18 protein-coding genes are annotated in these 17769 nt (G+C 67.1%); 5 read left to right on the top strand and 13 right to left on the bottom strand.

Annotated features, from left to right (window positions below; all coding sequences use genetic code 11):
- Positions 1 to 51 precede the first annotated feature (51 nt).
- Positions 52 to 618, bottom strand: a complete 567-nt coding sequence (locus tag ACIQF4_RS02790; protein WP_400514253.1) for a DUF2017 domain-containing protein — start codon at positions 616 to 618, stop codon at positions 52 to 54.
- Positions 611 to 979 carry an ATP-dependent Clp protease adapter ClpS gene (gene clpS / locus ACIQF4_RS02785; protein WP_350002640.1) on the bottom strand — a complete coding sequence of 123 codons (369 nt, stop codon included), beginning with the start codon at positions 977 to 979 and terminating at the stop codon, positions 611 to 613. Before clpS ends, ACIQF4_RS02790 begins: the two co-directional genes overlap by 8 nt.
- 165 nt (positions 980 to 1144) lie before the next feature.
- Here clpS and ACIQF4_RS02780 point away from each other — a divergent pair, with 165 nt between their 5' ends.
- The 3 genes from ACIQF4_RS02780 to ACIQF4_RS02770 all read left to right on the top strand — a co-directional run bounded on the left by ACIQF4_RS02780 (position 1145) and on the right by ACIQF4_RS02770 (position 4254).
- Positions 1145 to 2473 carry a nicotinate phosphoribosyltransferase gene (locus ACIQF4_RS02780; protein WP_400514251.1) on the top strand — a complete coding sequence of 443 codons (1329 nt, stop codon included), beginning with the start codon at positions 1145 to 1147 and terminating at the stop codon, positions 2471 to 2473.
- 9 nt (positions 2474 to 2482) lie between these two features.
- Complete coding sequence (locus tag ACIQF4_RS02775; RefSeq protein ID WP_400514249.1) at positions 2483 to 3121, top strand: isochorismatase family protein; 639 nt, start codon at positions 2483 to 2485, stop codon at positions 3119 to 3121.
- Between the two features lie 98 nt (positions 3122 to 3219).
- Positions 3220 to 4254: an AAA family ATPase gene (locus ACIQF4_RS02770; RefSeq protein ID WP_400514246.1), complete on the top strand. Its 1035-nt coding sequence runs from the start codon at positions 3220 to 3222 to the stop codon at positions 4252 to 4254.
- A 4-nt stretch (positions 4255 to 4258) separates the two neighbouring features.
- On the opposite strand, the gene ACIQF4_RS02765 is transcribed toward ACIQF4_RS02770, so the two are convergent.
- The 9 genes from ACIQF4_RS02765 to ACIQF4_RS02725 all read right to left on the bottom strand — a co-directional run bounded on the left by ACIQF4_RS02765 (position 4259) and on the right by ACIQF4_RS02725 (position 14023).
- Positions 4259 to 6040, bottom strand: a complete 1782-nt coding sequence (locus ACIQF4_RS02765; protein ID WP_400514245.1) for a DEAD/DEAH box helicase — start codon at positions 6038 to 6040, stop codon at positions 4259 to 4261.
- On the bottom strand, positions 6040 to 6381 hold the full coding sequence (locus tag ACIQF4_RS02760) for a DUF3039 domain-containing protein (RefSeq protein WP_231455028.1): 342 nt from the start codon (positions 6379 to 6381) through the stop codon (positions 6040 to 6042). Before ACIQF4_RS02760 ends, ACIQF4_RS02765 begins: the two co-directional genes overlap by 1 nt.
- Positions 6382 to 6479: 98 nt before the next feature.
- Positions 6480 to 7262 carry a glucosamine-6-phosphate deaminase gene (gene nagB / locus ACIQF4_RS02755; protein WP_400514243.1) on the bottom strand — a complete coding sequence of 261 codons (783 nt, stop codon included), beginning with the start codon at positions 7260 to 7262 and terminating at the stop codon, positions 6480 to 6482.
- A 22-nt stretch (positions 7263 to 7284) separates the two neighbouring features.
- Positions 7285 to 8856, bottom strand: a complete 1572-nt coding sequence (locus tag ACIQF4_RS02750) for a transporter (protein ID WP_400514241.1) — start codon at positions 8854 to 8856, stop codon at positions 7285 to 7287.
- A complete protein-coding gene (locus ACIQF4_RS02745; RefSeq protein WP_400514239.1) occupies positions 8838 to 9749 on the bottom strand; it encodes an ATP-binding cassette domain-containing protein in 912 nt (303 codons plus the stop codon). The genes ACIQF4_RS02750 and ACIQF4_RS02745 overlap by 19 nt, the downstream gene beginning before the upstream one ends.
- A 110-nt stretch (positions 9750 to 9859) precedes the next feature.
- Entirely contained in the window at positions 9860 to 10102 is a 243-nt protein-coding gene (locus ACIQF4_RS02740; protein WP_400514237.1) for a DUF3253 domain-containing protein, read from the bottom strand.
- A gap of 96 nt (positions 10103 to 10198) precedes the next feature.
- Positions 10199 to 11296, bottom strand: coding sequence for an NADH:flavin oxidoreductase/NADH oxidase (locus tag ACIQF4_RS02735; protein ID WP_400514235.1), 1098 nt, complete (start codon positions 11294 to 11296; stop codon positions 10199 to 10201).
- Positions 11296 to 12267, bottom strand: coding sequence for a co-chaperone YbbN (locus ACIQF4_RS02730; protein WP_400514234.1), 972 nt, complete (start codon positions 12265 to 12267; stop codon positions 11296 to 11298). Before ACIQF4_RS02730 ends, ACIQF4_RS02735 begins: the two co-directional genes overlap by 1 nt.
- A 52-nt stretch (positions 12268 to 12319) precedes the next feature.
- The gene (locus ACIQF4_RS02725) at positions 12320 to 14023 is read right to left on the bottom strand and encodes a hypothetical protein (protein ID WP_400514232.1); all 1704 of its coding nucleotides are present in this window, start codon (positions 14021 to 14023) and stop codon (positions 12320 to 12322) included.
- Between the two features lie 191 nt (positions 14024 to 14214).
- On the opposite strand from ACIQF4_RS02725, the gene ACIQF4_RS02720 reads away from it, so the two are divergent.
- Positions 14215 to 15546 (top strand): AI-2E family transporter, encoded by a 1332-nt coding sequence (locus ACIQF4_RS02720; RefSeq protein ID WP_400514230.1) that lies wholly within the window; start codon positions 14215 to 14217, stop codon positions 15544 to 15546.
- Between the two features lie 9 nt (positions 15547 to 15555).
- Here ACIQF4_RS02720 and ACIQF4_RS02715 read toward each other — a convergent pair whose 3' ends face one another.
- Positions 15556 to 16356, bottom strand: coding sequence for an alpha/beta hydrolase (locus ACIQF4_RS02715; protein WP_400514229.1), 801 nt, complete (start codon positions 16354 to 16356; stop codon positions 15556 to 15558).
- A 42-nt stretch (positions 16357 to 16398) separates the two neighbouring features.
- Complete coding sequence (locus ACIQF4_RS02710) at positions 16399 to 16755, bottom strand: ATP/GTP-binding protein (protein WP_400514227.1); 357 nt, start codon at positions 16753 to 16755, stop codon at positions 16399 to 16401.
- A 104-nt stretch (positions 16756 to 16859) separates the two neighbouring features.
- Between ACIQF4_RS02710 and nucS the strand changes: the two genes are divergently transcribed.
- Complete coding sequence (gene nucS / locus ACIQF4_RS02705) at positions 16860 to 17555, top strand: endonuclease NucS (RefSeq protein WP_400514225.1); 696 nt, start codon at positions 16860 to 16862, stop codon at positions 17553 to 17555.
- Positions 17556 to 17769: the final 214 nt, after the last annotated feature.

Here is a 17769-nt window from a genome sequence, read left to right as displayed (position 1 = left end):
AGCTCATGTCTGGTGTGTCACAGCGCAGGGACGGGAAAGAATCCGCGCCGCTCATCGGCCGGAGTCCAGGGACTGCAGCATGGCCTGCACCAGCGACTCCTGGAGCCACGTGGCGAAGTTGTAGACCAGGGCCAGATAGCTCTCCACGTCCTCGGCCTGGGACCAGTCCTGCATCAGGTGGACGTGTTCGGCGTCCTCCTCGTCCTGGATGTCCAGCCGCTCGGCAAGGACCAGCCGGACATCGTTCAGCGCCATGGACCAGTGCCGTGCACCGTCGGGCGTCAGCACGATCTCGTCCTTGTCCAGGTCCAGCGCGGCCGCCCGCAGGGCGCCGATCTTCGTTTCCCGCAGCGAGCGTTCGGTGAGCTGGCGGAACTCCAGTGAGGCCCCGGCGTCGTCCTTCATCACGTTGGGGAGCAGTCGCCTGACGGCCCGGTCAGTGGGCTCTGCCACGTCCATGTCCAGGCCGATCAGGGCAGCCAGGGGATCCTGGCCGTCCCGGTCCTCAGGCTGGAGCATGGAGATGACGTCATGGATCAGGCTGCGCAGCAGGTCCCGTTCCGCGGGCTCAAGGTAGCCGGTGATCCCCTTGAGTCCGTACTTGAATGCCTTAGCCACGTTTCCCCTTGCCCTGGCCTCCGCCGGAGTTGCCGTTTCCGCCGCTGGCTTTCTCCACGGTGGCCCACAGCCCGAACCCGTGCATGGCCACGGCATGGCGTTCCACCTGTTCCTTGCTGCCCGAGGCAACAATGGAGCGGCCCTTCTTGTGGACTTCCATCATGAGCTTGTTCGCTTTGCTCTCGGAGTAGCCGAAATAGCTTTGGAAAACATAGCTCACGTAGCTCATGAGGTTGACGGGATCGTTCCAGATCACCAGGTTCCAGGGGATGTCCGGTGCGGTCAGGGAATCTGTGGATTCCACTGTTCCGGTCCGGGTGCCCTCCTGTGTATCAGGGCCGAGCGCAACGCTTAAGGTCATCTGTCCATTCTATGGGGATGCCGGGCGCACGCCGGATGGGGCTCTACAGGGCCCCGCGGCGAAGCGAAGCGAGACGTGGGAGCCGGTGGGTGGGCCCACGCCGGCGAGGGCCCCGCGGCGAAGCGAAGCGAGACGTGGGAGCCGGTGGGGACTAGAGTGATTTTCGTGAGTACCTCCGCTGGCTGGGAGCATCCCCGCACGTCCTTTTACACCGACCACTACGAGCTGACCATGCTGCAGGCGTCGCTGCATTCCGGGGCCGCGCACCGCAAGTCGGTGTTCGAGGCTTTCGCCCGGCGGCTGCCGGACGGCCGGCGCTACGGCATCGTGGCCGGCACCGGGCGGTTGCTTGAGGGCATCGCCAATTTCCGATTCGGGGACGCCGAGCTCGAATTCCTGGAGCGCACCAATGTGGTCAACGCCCAGACCCTGGAGTACCTCGCGTCCTACCGGTTTTCCGGAGATATCTGGGGCTACCCCGAAGGCGAGGCGTACTTCCCGAACTCCCCCATCCTGATCGTCGAGGCCACGTTCGCCGAGGCCTGCATGCTGGAAACCTACCTTCTGTCCGTGTTGAACCACGACAGCGCCATTGCCTCGGCTGCTTCCCGGATGGTCACCGCCGCCGGCGGCCGGCCCTGCATTGAGATGGGGTCCCGGCGCACCCACGAGGAAGCGGCCACCGCGTCCGCCCGGGCGGCCATCATTGCCGGTTTTGACAGCACCTCCAACCTTGAGGCCGGCATCCGCTACGGAATCAAGACGGTTGGCACCGCCGCCCACTCCTTCACCCTCCTGCATGACACCGAGCGGGACGCCTTCGAGGCGCAGATTGCCTCGCTTGGGGACCAGACGTCCCTGCTGGTGGACACGTACGACGTCGAAGCGGCCGTCCGCACGGCTGTGGACCTTGCGGGTCCGCGCCTGGGAGCGGTCCGGCTGGACTCGGGCGACCTTGTGGCCCAGGCGCAGTGGGTGCGCAGGCTCCTTGACGATCTCGGCAATGAAAACACCAAGATCGTGGTCACCTCGGACCTCGATGAGTACGCCATCGCCGCGCTGCAGTCCGCCCCCGTGGATTCCTACGGCGTGGGCACCTCTCTGGTCACGGGCTCGGGCGCCCCGACAGCCAGCATGGTGTACAAGCTGGTCAGCCGCACGGACGACGACGGCACGTTCGTCTCCGTGGCCAAGGCGGCCAAGAACAAGGCCAGCGTGGGCGGCCGCAAGTACGCGCTGCGCAAGCTGAACGAGCGCGGCATTGCCACTGCGGAGGTGGTGGGCGTCGGCCGGCGGCCGGAGGATGACGGCAATGACCGGCCCCTCCTGCAGCAGTTCATGAAGAACGGCGAACTGCTTCCGGGGTGGACCGGCCACGAGGGCGTGCTCCGGGCCCGCCAGCGCCATGCGGACTCCATGGCGGAGCTGCCGCCGGTGGTCAACCGCCTGCAGCGCGGGGAAGCCGCCATCCCTACTCTCTATGAAGAAAACTGAGGAGAACCGATGTCCCGGGCACTGATCATCGTTGACGTCCAGAACGATTTCTGCGAGGGCGGTTCACTCGCTGTTTCCGGCGGCGCGGACGTGGCCGGCGCCATCAGCGAGTACGTGGACGGCCACCACGGCGAGTTCGACCACATCGTTGCCACCCAGGACTGGCACATCGATCCGGGAGATCATTTCTCGGACGCTCCTGACTTCAAGGACAGCTGGCCGCCGCACTGCGTGGCCGGCACCCCCGGCGCTGAACTGCATCCCGACCTGGATACCGAATACATCCAGGCCTACTTCCAGAAAGGCCAGTTCTCCGCTGCCTACTCGGGTTTCGAAGGCCTCCTGGCCCCCGAGGACGCGGTGCCCACCGGCGAACGGCAGCCCGGGGCCCTGCCCGGTCCCGCGGACGCCGAGAGGTTCACGCCGGACGAAGATGCGATCGGGCTGGACGACTGGCTGCAGAGCCACGACGTGGAGGACGTCGTCGTTGTGGGAATCGCCACCGACTACTGCGTTATGGCAACGGCCCTGGACGCCGTGCAGGCGGGCTACTCCGTTACCGTCCTCCGCTCGCTGTCGGCCGGGATCGCCGAGGACCTGGAAGAAGCGGTGGCCGAGATGGAACTGGGCGGCGTGAACGTGGCCTAGGGCGGCAACAGGAGTGGCCCGGCGCACTGGGCGCCGGGCCACTGCTTTGTTTCCTCCGCACTCCACTCCAGCCGGGAATCGGGTACTACAGTGGATGCATGGCTCCCAGCCGGCACCCGCTCGACGACCTGCGCGAAACAATCGGCCATCTGGCCGATCAGTTTAAGCTGCCCAATTCGGAGCGCGTCGATGACCTGATGGGCGATCTCGTCGGTGCTAGGCCGGCGCCTGCCCGGCCGCTGTCCGAGGTGCAGGCCGAGCTCGATGCCCTGGTGGGACTGGAGACCGTGAAGGAACAGGTGCGGGCCCTCGTCGCACTGCTCCAGGTCCAGGCCCGCCGTAAGGCGCACGGCCTTCCGGAGGTGGCCACATCACAGCATCTGGTGTTCCTCGGAAATCCTGGCACCGGCAAGACCACCGTGGCGCGGCTCCTCGCGGAGATGTACCGCGCGGTCGGCCTGCTGCAGAAAGGCCACCTGGTGGAGGTCGACCGTTCGGGCCTGGTGGGGCAGTACGTGGGTGCGACCGCCATCAAGACGGACCGGGTGATCCGGCGTGCGCTGGACGGCGTGCTGTTCATCGACGAGGCCTACGCGCTGGCCCCGGAGGACGGCCGGATGGACTTCGGCCCCGAGGCGATTGAGGTCCTGCTTAAGCGCATGGAGGACCACCGCCACCGCCTGGTGGTGATCGTGGCCGGGTACCCCCGGCTGATGGAGTCCTTCCTGCTGTCGAACCCCGGACTGCGCTCCCGGTTCGCCCGGGAGATCACGTTCCCCGACTACTCCGTGGACGCACTCCAGACGATCTTCCACCAGATGCTGGCCCAGCACGAGTACACGCTGGAGCCGGGTGCGGACCAGATGCTGCGCCGCATCCTCACCGGGCTCCACGCGGGCGAGGATTCCGGCAACGCACGGTTCGCCCGCACGCTGTTCGAGCAGGCGCTCAACCGCCAGGCGCTGCGCCTGTCGCTCGACGAGGAACACAGCCTCGACGCGCTCGATCGTGAGGCCGTCATGACGCTCACGGCGGATGACATCGTCGAGGCCGCGCTGGCCCTGGGCGAGCAGCCGGAGCCGGAGCCCACGCCGGAACCGGAGCAGCCACGCTGGTGGCGCTGGCTGGCCTGACACGCTACTTCCGGCCGATAAACCAGTCCTGGAGCTTCCGCAAACGGGACTGCAACTGCTCCTCGTTCGCCTGGGCAACGGGGGGTCCGCCACACACCGTCCGCAGCTTGGTGTGCACCACACCGTGGGGAGTGCCCGTGCGGGCAGACCAGGCCGCCACGTTCTTGGCCAGCTCGTTGCGGAGGTCCATCAGCATCCGGTGGTCCGGGACGGCCGGCGCCGGGCTTTCCGCCGCCGCAGGCGCCTTCCGGTTCTTGCGGTTCAGCTGCTCGTGCTGGCGCTGCCGCAGCAGCGTGCCCACCTGCTCCGCGTCCAGCAGCCCGGGGATCCCCAGGAAGTCCAGCTCGTCGTCGGACCCCACCTCACCGCCCGTGCCGAATTCGCCGCCGTCGAACAAAACGCGGTCAAAGGAGGCCTGCGAATCCAGGGCCTCGAACTTGCCCTTGGTCAGGCTGTCCGATGCCTTGTCCTCGCGGTTGGCCTCGGCCATCAGTGAGTCCTCGGGGTTGAACAGGCCGTCCCCGTCTTCCTTCTCCGGGCGGTCCAGGGCGTGGTCCCGTTCCGCCTCCATGGAGTTGGCCAGGGCCATCAGCTGCGGCACCGAGGGAAGGAAGACCGACGCCGTTTCGCCCCGCTTGCGGGCACGCACGAAGCGTCCCACCGCCTGGGCGAAAAACAGGGGGGTGGAGGTTGAAGTGGCATACACGCCGACGGAAAGCCGCGGCACGTCCACACCTTCGGACACCATCCGGACGGCCACCATCCAGCGTTTCTCGCTGGCGGTGAATTCTTCAATCTTGCTCGACGCTTTCGCGTCGTCGGAAAGGATGACCGTGGGCGACTCCCCGGTGATCCTCTTGAGCTGCCCTGCATACGCACGCGCGTCCTCGTGGTCCGTGGCAATCACCAGGCCGCCGGCGTCGGGAACGGTGCGGCGCACCTCGCTGAGGCGTTTGTCCGCGCCAGCCAGCACAGCGGGAATCCACTCCCCTGCCGGGTTCAGGGCGGTACGCCAGGCGTGGGACGTGATGTCCTTGGTCACCGCGGCCTCCCCCAGCGACGCCGCCATCTCCTCGCCGGCACTGGTACGCCAGCGCATCTGCCCGGAATAGGCCATGAACATCACCGGACGGACCACGTGGTCGCGCAGCGCGTTGCCGTACCCGTAGGTGTAGTCGGCCTTGGAGCGGCGGATGCCGTCCCGGTCCTCGGCGTATTCGACGAAGGGAATGGGAGAGGTGTCGGAACGGAACGGCGTTCCGGTCAGCGAGAGCCGCCTGACCGCGGGGTCGAAGGCTTCGCGCAGGCCGTCACCCCAGGACAGTGCCTCGCCGCCGTGGTGGATTTCGTCAAGGATCACCAGCGTGCGCGCAGCTTCCGTTTTTGCGCGGTGGAGCAGCGGCTTGCTGGCCACCTGCGCATAGGTGACGGCAACGCCGATGAAGCCGCGGCCGTGCTGCCCGTCGGAGTTCTTGAAGTTGGGGTCGATGGCGATGCCCACCTTTGCCGCCGCGTCCGCCCACTGCCGCTTCAGGTGGTCCGTGGGCGCCACGATGGTCACCCTGTTGACGGCGCCGGAGTCGATGAGGGTGGACGCCACCCTCAGCGCGAAGGTGGTCTTGCCGGCGCCGGGCGTAGCCACGGCGAGGAAATCGCGGGGGCTGTTGCGCAGGTAGAGGTCCAGGGCTTCCTGCTGCCAGGCACGGAGTTTCGGGGCGGTTCCCCAGGCTGCACGTTCCGGGTAGGCCGGAGGCAGGGTGGGGCCGCCAAAAAGCGTCTCCGTCACTATTTGTTGTTGCCCGAGTCCCCTCCGGGACCCTTGCCGCCGTCGTTGCCCGGGCGGAGGCCGTCATAGACCTCTTTGCACATCGGGCAGACCGGGAACTTCTGCGGATCCCGGCCCGGCGTCCAGACCTTGCCGCACAGCGCGATGACCGGTTCCCCGGTCAGTGCGGACTCCATGATCTTTTCCTTGCGCACATAGTGCGAAAAGCGCTCCCGGTCCCCGGGCTCCACTTCCTGGCGCAGTTCCTCGCGCTCAATGGTGGCTGTGGACGTTCCAGCCCCGGAAAGCTCGCGCATCGGGTCGTTTTCGAGAGGGTCCGTCGTGCTAGTCATGCCAACCATCTTAGCTGTTCCACCGGCCGGACGTTCGACGGCGGCGCGTCCCCGCCGGCCGCCGCCGGACTTTGCCGCGGGCGTGTGTTGGCAGGGTGCGGCGCCCTCTAGATTCCCTGCCAGGCGGGCTTGTTGTCATACGTGTGCCGGTAGAAATCCGCCAGTTTCAGCGCGGACGCGGCGGCCTCGTCCAGCAGGACGGTGGCGTGCGGGTGGAACTGCAGGATCGACGCCGGGCAGATGGCGGCAACAGGACCTTCAACGAATTCGCGGACAGCCTGGGCCTTCTGCGCACCGGTTGCGAGCAGGATGACGTGCCGCGCCTCCATGATGGTTCCGAGTCCCTGCGTCAAAACATGGTGCGGGACGTCCGCAAGGCTGGAGAAGAACCGGGCGTTGTCCCGGCGGGTCTGTTCGATCAGGCTCTTGATGCGGGTCCTGGATGCGAACGAGGATCCCGGTTCGTTGAACGCGATATGGCCGTCCGTTCCCACCCCGAGGATCTGCAGGTCCACCCCGCCGGCCGCAGCGATCGCCTCCTCGTAGGCGCGGCAGGCAGCTGGGATGTCCGCAGCGGCACCGTCCGGCCCGTGGACGTTCTCCGGCCGTATGTTCACCCTGTTGGTGAACTCGCGGCGGACCACTTCCCGGTAGGACTCGGGGTGGCCCGGAGGAAGCCCAACGTACTCGTCCAGGGCAAAACCTGAGGCGCGGCTGAAGTCCAGGCCGTCCCGCTCATGGCGGGACGCCAGCTCATCGTAGACCGGCAGCGGGGACGAACCCGTCGCCAGCCCCAGGACGGCGTCCGGCTTGCTGCGAAGCAGGTCCTCGACGGCATCGGCGGCGAGTTTGGCGATCTGTTTGCTGCCATTGAGGATGACCACTTCCATGCTGTTTCCTTCCCAAAGCTTTTCAGCGGTTTACGGACACCTGGGCCAGGAGTTCGGGCCCGCGGGCGTCCAGCCATTTTCCGCCCAGCCTGACGCCGGCAACAAACAGGCCCAGGCCCAGGGCTGTCCCGGCTGTGAGGTTGATCCAGCCGAAGAGGCTGTTGCCTGTCACCACCTGGGCAACCAGGAGGCCCACCTGGGGCAGCACCAGGACCATAAGGACCAGCAGCCCTCCAAACTGCACGGCGAGGGTCTGCCCCACGTTGCCGGGCGGTTTCTTGAACGGGCTGTCGCCCGGCAGCGGGACGGCCACGGTGTAGCGGGCCGAGACCACCGAAGACAGTCCCAGCCCGGTGAACAGGATGCCCAGGCTCAGGCCCAGCTGGCCGGGCAGGCCTGCCCAGTCTCCGGTCAGGGCGGAATAGCCAACGGCAAACACCAGCACCACCGGCAAGGCGAAGGCCATACAGGCCAGGGCGCGGCCCAGCCTGTCCGCCACTCCCCTCACGCCGGTGGAGAGGTGCAGGGCGAACGCGGTGTTGTCGTAGGACACGTCGGCAGAGATGGACCACGCGAGGATGAACGCGGATAGCGGGGCAAGAATGCCCAGGCTGGTGAAGTCCCCCGTCTGGCTGCCCTGGAAGGCGAGCACCACGGGAAGCAGCGGGATCACCACGAGCGATCCCGAATACCTCGGGTCCCTAAACCAGTAGGTGAGGGACCTCGCCATCACCGCACCGGCCGGAGTGGCGGGCAGCATACCCAGCAGCCCCAGCCTGCCGCCTTTCCGCTTGCCGCTTCCCGCGTAAGGGGGCGTTACCAGCGCACGTTCCAGCAAGGATTTCCAAGCCCACGCCAACGCAGCCAGGGACGCAACCGAAACCAGCAGCTTCAGCCCCGCCTGTCCCGGCTGCCCGGCGGCAATATCGCCGCCCAGGGACCACGGTGCGCCAAGCGGCGTCCAGGACAGCGTCCGGGCAAAGCCTGGCAGGAAACCCGAGGAGGCTGAGAGGCCCTGGCCTACTCCTGCCACAATGGGTCCCATCAGTACCAGGGGCACCATGAACGCAATGGCGCTGACGTCCTTGAACCGCCGCGATGCTGCCAGGCTTGCCGTTGCCGTGGTCACCACTTTGGCAAGCACCACGCAGGTCAGCACGCCCAGCACCGCCCCCGCGAGCGCGGCGAGCGCAGGAAGGACACCATGGGACCAGGTAACCACCGTGGCCAGCGCCACCAGCGAGGTGGCCAGCCCCGGAATGCCGATCAGTCCGCCCAGGGTTAGCCCGGCCAGCATCTGCCTCATCGGAATCGCGAAGGTTGTAAACCGTGCAGGGTCCAGGGTCAGGTCCGTGGCAGACGCGACCACCGGAATGATGCCCCAGCCCAGGATGGCGGCGGATCCGCCGAGGACCACAGCTGTCTGGGCCAGGTCAAGGGGAGCATTGCGCAGCATCACGAGTGCGATCACCAGCGTTGCCACCATCCCCAGCGCGTAGAGCCCTGCGAAGGCCATCCCCACCAGTTGCCACGGGCTGCGCCGCAAACCGTTGCGCAGCAGTGTCAGCTTGAGCCTTAGAAGGTGCGCAACCATTCCAGTCCTTCCGTGTGGCTTCGGCCGCCCACCAGCTGCACGAACCGGTCCTCCAGGGAGGCTCCGGCACGCACCTCGTCAACGGTTCCGGCGGCGAGCAGCCGTCCGTTTGCCACCACTGCCACGTGGTCGCACATGCGCTGTACCAGGTCCATGACGTGGCTGGACACGATGACCGTGCCGCCCGAGGCGACGTAGCTGTCCAGGATGGAGCGGATGTTGGCCGCTGAGACCGGGTCCACCGCCTCGAAGGGTTCGTCCAGGACCAGAAGCCTGGGTGCGTGGATGAGGGCGGAGGCCAGGGCAACCTTCTTGGTCATGCCCGCCGAGTAGTCCACCACCAGGGTCCCGGCGGCCTCCTGGAGATCCATGGCGGCCAGGAGGTCAGCAACGCGGGTGGCCACCGTTTCCCTGTCCATTCCCCGCAGCAGTCCCGCATAGGTAATGAGCTGTTCGCCGGTGAGCCGGTCGAACAGCCGCACCCCGTCCGGCAGGATGCCCATCAGCCTCTTCGCTTCCAAGGGCCGCTGCCAGACGTCCACGCCGTGGACTGCCGCTGTCCCAAAGTCCGGGCGCAGGAGGCCGGTTGCCATGGACAAGGTGGTGGTCTTACCGGCGCCGTTGGGGCCCACAATGCCGTAGAAGGAGCCGGCTGGCACGTCCAGGCTGATGCCGTCCACGGCGATCTTGTCGCCGAAGCGCTTTGCCAGTCCGCGGATGGACAGTGCGGGCACCCGCGGTGCCGCACGGGGGCCCAGCGACGTGGCGGGGGCCAGCTCCGGCGTGGAGCGCAGTGCCGGGTCTGGTTGCGGGACCGGCGCTGGTTGCAGCGCCGGATCCGGTTGCAGTGCCTGATCTGGTTGCGGGACCGGTTCGGAGTGCGGGGCAGTCATGATGCCAGAGTAGTCCCCGGGTCCCCGCTGCGGGGTCCTCCCGGAGGAGTAGCGAAAAAGGCGTAGGGTCCGCGCTTCCGGTGGCACTGTCCGGGATGGGCGCCGGGCCCCTAACGGACCTTGCGGATGCGGATGGGTCCCCTGGCGGTGGCCGGGTCAACCACCGAACCGCCCTGGGTCACCTCGACCTCGCCTGCATCAACCAGCCGCCGCGCCGCTCCGCGGGCAGGCTCCATGAGGTCACGCCATGTCCCACCGCCAACGGCGCGGGCAGCCTCCGACGGGCAGATGGTGGACGTGGCGGCCCTTGCGGCCAGGAGTTCCAGGATGGCGGCTTCCAACTGCTGGTCCACCGCGTTTTGCGGTTCCCTTTCAGGGGCTGGCAACTTACCGGGGGCGGGATCAGGGTTTGGCGCGGTGCGCCGGTCCCGGTGGGCAGTCATAGGCAGTCAGAAGGTGCGCCGTGGAACGGCGCGCTCGTATTGCGGCGGCCAGGCAAGGTCGTGGCCCAGTTCGAACGCGGCCCGCAGCCACCAGTGCGGGTCGCGCAGGGCAGCCCTCGCGATGAGGACGCCGTCAGCCTGGCCCGTGGCGACGGCGTGTTCAGCCTGCCCCGCCGAGGTCAGCAGGCCCACGGTCCCGGTGGCCACACCGGCTTCCTTCCGGATGGCAGCCGAAAAACCGGTCTGGTAGCCGGGGCCGGCCTTTATCTGCTGATGGGCTACGGCGCCACCGCTGGACACGTCGATGAGGTCCACACCGCGCCCGGCCGCCTGCCGGGCCAGGCGAATGGAGGCGGCCAGGTCCACGCCGCCTTCCGCCCAGTCGCTGGCGGAGATCCTCAGGAGCAGCGGCATGGACTCCGGAATGACGGCCCGGACGGCGTCGACCACGGCCAGCATCAGCCGGTTCCTGCCGGCTTCATCCCCGCCCCAGGAGTCGGTCCGTGTGTTGATCAGCGGGCTCTGGAACTGGTGCAGGAGGTACCCGTGGGCACCGTGGATTTCGATGGTGTCAAAGCCTGCGTCCACGGCCCGCACGGCTGCGTCGGCGAAGTCCCGCACCACACCCGTGATCTGCCCAGCGCTCATCTCCGCAGGGGCTGCGTATCCTTCAAAGGCCAACGGTGACGGGCCCACGGTGGCCCAGCCGCCGTCGGACTCCGGAACACTGCCGTGCTTGCCGGAAAACGGCCAATAAGTGGAAGCTTTCCTGCCGGCATGGGCGAGCTGCACGCCGATCTTGGCCTTCGCGGCGCCGTGCCGGTGGACGAAGGAGGTGATCCGTTCCCACGCTTCGGCCTGCGCACCGTTGTAGAGGCCGGCGTCGCGGGGGCTGATCCTGCCCTCTGCATTCACCGCGGCGGCTTCGGTCAGGATCAGCGCGGCGCCGCCGGCGGCGAAGGACCCCAAGTGCATCAGGTGCCAGTCGTTGGGGACTCCCGGGGCGTCGTCGGGATCGCAGCTGTACTGGCACATCGGCGATACCCAGCCCCGGTGCTGCAGCTCCAGCGAGCGGAGCCGCAGGGGCTGGAACAGTGCCGTCACTAGAAGAGCACCCTCGCGAGCGCCTGGCGTGCCTTGGCAACCCGCTCGTCCGCGGCACCCACCACATCGAACAGCTCCAGCAGCCGGACCCGGACAGTCTCGCGCTCCGGACCGAAGTTCCTGCCGATGAAGGACACCAGCCGGTTCAATGCATCCTCCACATGGCCGCCGGCCACGTCCAGGTCAGCCACCCCCAGCTGGGCCTCAAGGTTGTCCGGCTCATTGGCCGCGAGGGTTCGCAGGGCTTCGCTGTCCTGGGCGGACAGCGGCTGCAGCCTCGCCATCAGCTCCACCTGGGCCAGTCCGGCCTTGGCCTCATGGTCGGCAGGCATCTCCGTCAGCGCCTGGCGGTAGGCATCTGCCGCGGCGGCATAGTCTCCCGCCTCAATGGCGTCGAACGCCGCCTGGTGCAGCGGCGGCAGGGGCGCCGGGGCGTCCCCTTCCTCCGCAGCGCCGGCCCCCAGGCTCCCGGTGACGCCGTTCGCAGCGGCCACCTTCAGCAGTTCGTCAAAAAGGCTGCGCACCTGCTGCTCATCCGCGCTGCCCTGGAAGAGCGGCACGGGCTGGCCCTTGAGTACGGCAACTGCGGTGGGGACGGCCTGCACCTGGAAGGCCTGGGCAAGCTGCGGGAACGCTTCAATGTCCGCGGCGCCAAGGACCAGCCGGCCGCCGTAGCCCGCAACCACCCGTTCCAGGACCTCCAGCACGGCTGCCGATTCCGGCGAGTAGGAGGCCCACAGGGCGAACACCACCGGCACCTGCGCCGAGAGCTCCACGAGCTGCTGGAAGTTGCCCTCGGTGACGTTGACCTTCAGTTCCGCGGTACCGGCACCCGGCTGGGCGCCGTCCTGCTGCGTTCCGGTCCCGGCCGGGGAGGCCGGGCGCTGCTTCAGGCTGGATAGGTCGACGGCGCCGCGCAGGTTAAGCAGGTCGGCGGCAGGAGGGACAGGGCGGGAAGCTGGCGAACTCATGCTTTCCACTCTAGCCACTCCGGCCGCCGCCGGTGCTACTGCAGGAGGGGGATTACTTGAAGCTGGCCCCCGTCAGGCCGCGGGTTGCCGCCACGAGCTTCATCGGGTCCGTTGATCCTGCCGGCGGCACGTACACGGCCACCGACTCGGCGAAGCTCAGGACCATGCCCGTGGTGGTTTCCTTGCCGCCGGCCAGTGCTGCAGCGTCATCGCCGATGGTCAGCTTGTCGCCTGCGGCCTTGGGGGTCCCTTCGAAGCCGAAGTTGATCCGGCCCAGGACCAGCGCGCCGCCGTCAGCCGTACGGAAAACAACAGTGCTTTCGGGGACCACCTTGTGGGTGAAGGAGAAGTTGCCGTTCTCGCCAGCCTTGACCACTTCAGCCTGGTAGGAGAGGGTGTCCGCGATGTACGGCGAGGACTCCCCCTCTACCAGCTTGTCCTTGAAAGCGGAATCTTCGGAGGTGAGGCGGTCGGCCAGGCCGGACAGGGCCTCTTCCCCGCTGTAGAGCAGGCCGGTCTTGTCTGCCGGGGCCAGCGTCTCGGTGCCGTCCCTGCTGATGGTGGGGAAAGTGGTTCCGGGCTGGAGCGGGTTGGTTTCGACGAGCTTGTAGTTCTCGCGGGGTGAGGCCTGGACCAGGGTCAGCAGCTGCGGCACGACGTTGCCGTCACCCTGGGTAACGGCCATGACGGACCGGGGCCACTCGCGGTCACTGGTCACCACCGTGGTGAGGAGCTTGGTGGAACGCACCGGCATGCGCGGTTCGTAGGAACCAACCTGTGAACGGATCTTGTAGTTCTGAGTGCGGACTTCCAGTTCGGTCCCGCCCACCCGCTCGGCCAGCTTGGCAGCATCCTTTGCGGCGTCCCCTGCATCAACGGCGCTGGAGACCTGTTCCAGGATCCGCCGGAACTGGGCATCCAGCAGGACGGGTGAACCTGCCTCCTGCGCAGCGGGCGACGTCGAGGAGGAGGGCTCCGGGGAAGGCGCAGGCGAGGTGGCGCTTGCGGCCACACCGGTGCCGGCCACCACGGCAGCGGCAACCACGCCGGCAGCAGCCATAGTCACCCGGGAGGACGACTTTGCTTCGCTGCGGGCGCGGGCACGCCGGGCGAAACCGCTGCCCTCGCCGCCGCCTTCACCGTTGCGCCTGCGGGCAGAGAGCAGGGCCAGGACGATTCCGCCGATCACCAGCAGGGAACCAAGGACCATCAGTGGAACAGCCCAGGGGGTGGAGGTGTCGTTCGGGAACGTCATGGAGATGGAGGCAGGCGCGGGCTGGGTTCCGTCCGAAGCCAGCAGCAGCGTCCAGTCGCCGTCAGCCGGCGGGGTCCAGGAGTACTCGAGCTCGCCGCTGGCATTCTCGGTGGAAACCCAGAGGTCCGAGCCGGCAGGGTTCGGTGCGGCGGCCTCGCCGTCGGCGCGCTCAACCTGAAGAGACTTCTCGTCCTCGGAGACGCCGGTGATGGTGTTGTGCGCGGCCTGTCCAACCCACGCCTCGACGTCGTCGGGCCTGCCGGCGGCCAGCATAAAGTTGCCGTCGCCCTCGATGTCGATCTTGACTGTCCCGCCATGAAGGGTCCGCAGGTTCTGGTCGATCAGGGTGATCGGCGCCCCAGCGGCATCGGCCGGCGCGGAAGCCGTAAAGGTCTCGGAGGGGGCCCAGATGGTCCTCTGGCCGATGCCGGCCAAAAGTGTCAGGAGGCCGAGCAGCACGAGTGCGACTGCAGTCTTTAAACGCAAGGGAACACCTATCATCAGCGGGGGTTTACTTTCAATAGTATCCGTTTTGTTATCGCGAGCCCGGATCGGGGTATCCGCCAGGAGCGCCAGCAGGCCGCTGAACAGGCACTTCAGCTGTTGTTGACAAGGCTGCTGATAGTGTTTGCGATGATCATCACACCGGCCCGCGCATGCGGTGCCATGTACGGAACAGGCCCCCAAAACCAGTGACTGACAAGACGGACGAATCCTCCGCGGCACCAGAGAATCCGGGGGGTACGCAGCCGCCGGCAGCAGTTCCCAACGGTCCTGGGAAAGGCCCTGGAAAAGGTCCTGGAACTGCCCGCCGGAAGAGGCCGGCCGCGGCCGCGCTCGGAATGCTGGCACAGCGGCTCCGCCAGCCCCTGCCGGGAGCCCAGCCACGGCTCCGGTTCGAGATGCCGCCGGAGTACACGCGGCAGGACGGGGATGCCGGCGGGGACAGCGAGGTGCAGCCGCAGTTCGGCAGTCCCGGACCCCGGATTTCGCCGCAGCATCCGCTGTACCTGGGCTTCATGGGAACCGTGGGCGTTGGACTTGCGCTGCTGGTCTACTGGATCGGGTCCAACACCACCCAACTGCTCCTGTGGATCGTTGCGGCGCTCTTCATCGCGCTGGGGCTGGAACCTGTCGTCAGCTGGCTGGAAGGCCGCAAGATCCCCCGCCCCGCCGGAATCCTGGTGTCCGTCACGGTCCTTATCAGCGCCGTCGTCGGCTTTTTCGCCACCCTCATTCCCACCATCGTGGAACAGGTCACGGAGATCGTCCAGCAGGCACCGGTGTGGATCCGGGACTTCATCGACTCCGAGTTCTTCCGCAGCCTGGACGACCAGTTCGGTGTCCGTGACAGGGTCACGGAAGAGCTGGACAAGTTCGTCAACGACCCCGCCGCCATGGGGGGAATCTTTGGCGGCGTTGTCGGTTTTGGCTCCACCGTGGCCAATGGCCTTTTCGGCACCCTGATCGTCCTGGTGCTGAGCCTGTACTTCCTTGCCGCCCTGCCCGCGATGAAGAAGTGGGGCTACCGGCTTGCGCCGCGGTCCCGGCGCCACCGGGTGGAGGCCCTGTCCGAGGAAATCACCCGCTCGGTGGGCAACTACGTCATCGGACAGGCGGTGGTGGCCCTCCTGAACGCCACCTTTGCCTTCATCGTGATGTCAATCGTGGGAATTCCCTTCGCGCTGCTGCTGGCCTTCGTGGTGGCGCTGCTCGCGTTCATTCCGCTGGTGGGCGGCATGATTGCCGGGGTCGTGGTGCTGCTGGTCTCGCTCACCGAGGGCTGGCAGACCGCCGCCATCTACGGAATCTGCTACTTCTCCTACCTGCAGTTCGAGGCCTATTTCATCTCCCCCCGCATCATGCAGAAGGCCGTTGCGGTTCCCGGCGCCGTGGCTGTTATTTCCGTCATCGCCGGCGGCAGCCTGCTGGGCGTGCTCGGCGCCCTCATCGCCATTCCCACGGCGGCTGCCGTCCTGTTGCTGGTCAGGGAGATCTACATCGTCCGCCAGGACCAGCACTAGCCCGGCTCCTTAGGCGGAGGCCGTAGCTACAGGCCCGTCCCACTCCTGCGGCAGCCCCGCGGCGCCAGATCCTGCCTCGCTGACTTCGTCGACAATCTCATTGAGGACCCTGGCCGCATACTTCTCCCCCACCCACAGGTGCTTGGCGCCGTCCACACCCACCACGCGGGCCTGCGGCACCAGACTGAAGCGTTCGGTCGCCTCTGCAGGCTTGAGGAAGTCGTCGTGCTCGGGCACCAGCACCGTGAGCGGCTTGCCTGAGGAGGCCCACTGAAGCAGGTCCTTGTCAGTGGCCCGGTGCAGCGGAGGTGAAAGCAGGACCGCTCCCTCCACCTGGGACGCCACCGGTTCCACGGCTCCATACATCAGGGCAAGTTCCGTGCCGAAGGACCATCCCACCAGCCAGCGGTTGGGCAGGCCCCGTTCGACGGCGAAGCGGACCGCCGCCTCCATGTCATGGCGTTCCCCGACGCCTTCCTCGAAGGCCCCGCTGCTGGTTCCGTGGGGGGATGCGGTTCCGCGGGTGTTGAAGCGCAGCACGGCGATGCCGGCGAGCGCCGGCAGCCGGTAGGAAGCCTTGCGGTAGACATGCGAGTCCATGAAGCCGCCGTGCGTTGGAAGAGGATGCAGCGTGATCAGGGTGGCCTTCACGGGCCCGGATTCCGGCAGCGCCAGCTCGGCCACCAGGGTGTGGCCGTCTTCCGTTTCCAGCTGCACCAGTTCGCGTTTCGCGGGCAGCACGGTTGAGGCACGGATAGGAGTGGGGCCAGGGCCCTGGCGGAATTCGTACGACGCCGGATCAAAACTCATGCCTGCCAGCTTAGCGACAGCGGGCGCATCTTTGCCCGCAAGTCAGCGGTAGCGGTAACTCCGCGACATCCAGCAGTTGGTGTGCCAGTGCCGGCGCTCAGCCAGCCCGGCGGCGGCGCCGAACAGGTGGTCGTCCTTCCAGACCACCAGGTGGGCCACACCGGGCTGCACGGCGGTGGAGCACTCGGGGCAGATATAGGTCTTCTCGGCGTTCCTGGCGGTCATGGTGCGGACCATCCACTCGCCGTCGGGGGCGCTCTCCCGCCGGGCAATCCCGGCGCGCGCACGTTCGAGGTCAAGCTCGGGAACCTCCCGGCTGCCCTTTTTTCCAGCACCTGCCCTTCCGGACACGGAACCCTTCCCGGACACTGGACGGCGGGGTCGGTTGGAGCGCGGCATGCATCCATTCTGCCCCAGCCGCCGCGCGGTTTCCTGCGGGCAGCCCCCGCGGGACGGGCCACCGCCTGCCACTTGCCTGCGCGGCAGACGGTAGTCTGTACGGCGTGCGACTTGTCATAGCCCGATGCTCCGTTGATTATGTTGGCCGGCTCAAAGCCCACCTCCCGCTAGCCACCAGGCTCCTGCTGGTGAAGGCCGACGGGTCCGTCCTGGTCCATTCGGACGGCGGTTCCTACAAGCCGCTTAACTGGATGAGCCCCCCGGCGACCCTCCGGGTTGCCTCGCCGGAGGATGTGGACCTTGAACTGGGGGTGATGGAGCAGTGGACCGTGCAGTCGGCCAAGACTGACGACCGGCTGATCATCAACATCCATGAAAAACTCGATGAGTCATCCCACGACCTCGGCGTGGACCCCGGGCTGATCAAGGACGGCGTGGAGGCAGACCTGCAGCGGCTCCTGGCAGAACAGATAGAAACACTGGGGACGGGCTACTCCCTCATCCGCCGTGAATACTTCACCGCCATCGGCCCGGTGGATATCCTGGCGCGTGATGCCCAGGGCGCGACGGTGGCCATTGAGCTGAAACGGCGCGGCGACATCGACGGCGTCGAGCAACTGACGCGCTACCTCGAGCTGCTTAACCGCGACCCGCTGCTGGCCCCGGTCCGCGGGATTTTCGCAGCCCAGCAGATCAAGCCGCAGGCCAAGGTGCTTGCCAATGACCGGGGCATCGATTGCGTCACCCTGGACTACGACGCCATGCGGGGCGTTGACGACAGCGAATCCCGCCTTTTCTGACTGGGGCCCGTGGTGGTCCATGAACGGTTGAACCTGCTGCTGACGTGCGCATTCACCTCCTCTTTAGCCAAAATTTATCCGTTTTGAAGCCAAAACCGTTGACCTGCGCGAACCGGCATGAAATTCTTATCTCAGTCTTTGTGTAGGTGTTTTTCATGCTCGCAAGACAAGTTGCGAGCGCGAAGCTCCTGCACCGCCGGTTTCCCTTTTCCGG

It is taken from the genome of Pseudarthrobacter sp. NPDC092202, assembly GCF_044755505.1.
Lineage (GTDB): Bacteria > Actinomycetota > Actinomycetes > Actinomycetales > Micrococcaceae > Arthrobacter.
This window is presented reverse-complemented; position numbering and strand designations above follow the sequence as displayed.

Excerpts from the sequence above, each read along its gene's own strand:
- nagB (WP_400514243.1), bottom strand. The coding sequence starts at position 7,262 with ATGGAAGTGGTCATCCTCAATGGCAGCAAACAGATCGCCAAACTCGCC.
- ACIQF4_RS02745 (WP_400514239.1), bottom strand. The coding sequence starts at position 9,749 with ATGACTGCCCCGCACTCCGAACCGGTCCCGCAACCAGATCAGGCACTG.
- clpS (WP_350002640.1), bottom strand. The coding sequence starts at position 979 with ATGACCTTAAGCGTTGCGCTCGGCCCTGATACACAGGAGGGCACCCGG.
- ACIQF4_RS02725 (WP_400514232.1), bottom strand. The coding sequence starts at position 14,023 with ATGATAGGTGTTCCCTTGCGTTTAAAGACTGCAGTCGCACTCGTGCTG.
- ACIQF4_RS02775 (WP_400514249.1), top strand. The coding sequence starts at position 2,483 with ATGTCCCGGGCACTGATCATCGTTGACGTCCAGAACGATTTCTGCGAG.
- ACIQF4_RS02730 (WP_400514234.1), bottom strand. The coding sequence starts at position 12,267 with ATGAGTTCGCCAGCTTCCCGCCCTGTCCCTCCTGCCGCCGACCTGCTT.
- ACIQF4_RS02715 (WP_400514229.1), bottom strand. The coding sequence starts at position 16,356 with ATGAGTTTTGATCCGGCGTCGTACGAATTCCGCCAGGGCCCTGGCCCC.
- ACIQF4_RS02770 (WP_400514246.1), top strand. The coding sequence starts at position 3,220 with ATGGCTCCCAGCCGGCACCCGCTCGACGACCTGCGCGAAACAATCGGC.
- ACIQF4_RS02750 (WP_400514241.1), bottom strand. The coding sequence starts at position 8,856 with ATGGTTGCGCACCTTCTAAGGCTCAAGCTGACACTGCTGCGCAACGGT.
- ACIQF4_RS02760 (WP_231455028.1), bottom strand. The coding sequence starts at position 6,381 with ATGGTTGGCATGACTAGCACGACGGACCCTCTCGAAAACGACCCGATG.
- ACIQF4_RS02710 (WP_400514227.1), bottom strand. The coding sequence starts at position 16,755 with ATGCCGCGCTCCAACCGACCCCGCCGTCCAGTGTCCGGGAAGGGTTCC.